The organism is Mycobacterium asiaticum (genome assembly GCF_001673315.1).
GTDB classification, from domain to species: Bacteria; Actinomycetota; Actinomycetes; order Mycobacteriales; family Mycobacteriaceae; genus Mycobacterium; species Mycobacterium asiaticum_B.
The window spans coordinates 1-2,211 of record NZ_LZLQ01000130.1 but is presented as its reverse complement, the minus strand read 5'-3'; the positions used below and the strand labels follow the sequence as shown (position 1 = coordinate 2,211).

Genomic DNA, 2,211 nt, shown 5'->3' with positions numbered 1-2,211 from the left:
AACACCGCGGCCATGATCTCCGGCGTGGGCAACATCGGCAGCCAGGTCTCCGGCTTCTTCAACGGCCAGATGAGTGCGCTGCAGGCGACGCTGGCGGACTGGGTGGCTAACTGATGACGTGCTTGCCGGCCCTGGACGGTCAACGGTTCTTCTGCAGCTCCTACTGCTCCAAAGAAGCTTTCCTGCAATGTAAGGAAGAGGTCTGAGCTGGTGAGTTTTCTGACTTTGCCCCCTGAGATCAACTCGCTGAACATGTTGATCGGGGCGGGATCGGCGCCGATGGCGTCGGTGGCGTCGGCGTGGGATGGGCTGGCGTCCGAGCTGGGCTCGGCGTCGTCGTTCTTCGAGGCGGTGACCTCGGGTCTGGTCAACGGTGCTTGGCAGGGCCCGGCTGCGGCGTCGATGTCGGCTGCGGCCTCTCCGTATGCGGCGTGGCTAAGTGCTGCGGGTGCGGCGGCTGAGCAGGCGGCGGCTCAGGCTCAAGCGGTGGTGTCGGCTTATGAGACGGCGCGGTCGATGATCGTGCACCCTGAACTGATCGCCGGTAATCGCAATTCGTTGGTGCGGCTTGCGGTTTCGAACCTGTTCGGGCAGAACTGGCCGGCGATTGCGGCGGCAGAGGCGGCCTACGAGGAGTTCTGGGCCCAAGACATCGTGGCGATGCTGGGCTATCACGGTGGGGCGTCGGCGGCTGCTGCGGCGCTGACCCCGTTCACGAAGGTGCCGCTAGGTGCTTCGGCCGGCGCGGGTGGATTCGTCAAAGCGGTGGTGGCCGAGTTGTCCGGCCTAGCCGCGGGCGTGAACCCGGGTGCTCTCAAAGCGGGCCTGGGGGCGATCAACACCAGGGTGACCAGCCTGCTGGGTGGGATCAACCCCGCGGGTGTCTTGCGTAATCTGCAGCAGAGCACCGGCGGTCTTGCGAATCTGCGTTTGCATGAGCTGGGTGGCATCGGTACCGGCGGACCGACCGCGGCGATCAGCAGTTTGCTGAGTGGGACGAATCTGTCGGCCAAGCTGAACGGTCTGTTGACGGTGAACCCGGCGGCTGCGACGGCCGCGGTCACCGATGCCTTCGGTAACACCGGTACCGGCAATATCGGGTTTGGCAACACCGGTGATAACAACATCGGGTTCGGTAACACCGGTAACGGCAACATCGGCATTGGTAACTCCGGTTTTGACCTGCGCGGCATTATGAATTCCGGGGTGGGCAACTCCGGGTTGTTCAATACCGGCAGTTACAACACCGGTATCGGCAACTCCGGGGTGGGCAATACCGGGTTGTTCAACCCGGGCAGCTTCAATACCGGTATCGGTAACCGCGGCAGCTACAACACGGGAAGTTTCAACGAGGGCAGCTTCAACAGCGGTGACTTCAACGCCGGTGACACCAATACCGGGTGGTTCAATACCGGCAACCTCAACACCGGTATCGGTAACTCCGGTGACATCAACACCGGTATCGGCAACTCCGGCGACATGAACTTCGGGATGTTCGTGCGGGGCGACGCCCAAGGCATGACTGGTTTCTCCGGGTCGATTCACATCGACCAGATTCCCGTGGACTTCGGCATGCGAATCCCGTTGAGCATGACCGTGTCTGGTGGCACCTTCGACATCACCACCCGGCCGTTTACCATCGGGGCGATCAATCTCGCCCCTCTCAGCGCCGTGAACAACGGCTCCACCATCGGTCCCATCAACGTTCCGACCATAACGATCAGTGGACCACGGTTGAACTTCACAGTCGGCGGCCCGGGATACACGCTGTTCGGCGGCATCTTCGGCACCGTCGGGCCGATCGATATCCCGTTCTCGCTCCCGGGGGGTGTGGGTTTCGGCAATACCTCATCCACGCCGTCGTCGGGATTCTTCAATAGCGGCTCGGGTGGCTCGTCGGGCTTCTTCAACTCCGGCGCGGGCAGTTCCGGGTGGCAGAACCTGGGGCTGGGTGTCTCGGGTGTGGGCAACGTGGGCGATCTGCAGTCGGGGATGCGCAACCTGGGTAACAGCATCTCGGGCATGTTCAACGTGAGTTCGTTGGACGCGGCGCAGGCGGCGGTCGTCTCTGGGGTCGGCAATGTCGGCAGCGAGGTTTCGGGGTTCTTCCACAATGCGGTGAGCGATTTCACCTCCTTCAGCATCGGCTTGGGCAACCAGGGTGGGCTGAATGTGGGCGGGGGCAATATCGGGGAGTTGAACTTCGGCTTC

The 2,211-nt window shown here is 62.6% G+C and carries 1 protein-coding gene; it reads left to right on the top strand.

What is annotated here, in order from left to right; translation table 11 throughout:
• Positions 1–252: 252 nt before the first annotated feature.
• On the top strand, positions 253–2,211 hold a 1,959-nt coding region (locus tag A5636_RS21190; protein WP_437339853.1), incomplete at its 3' end, for a PPE domain-containing protein.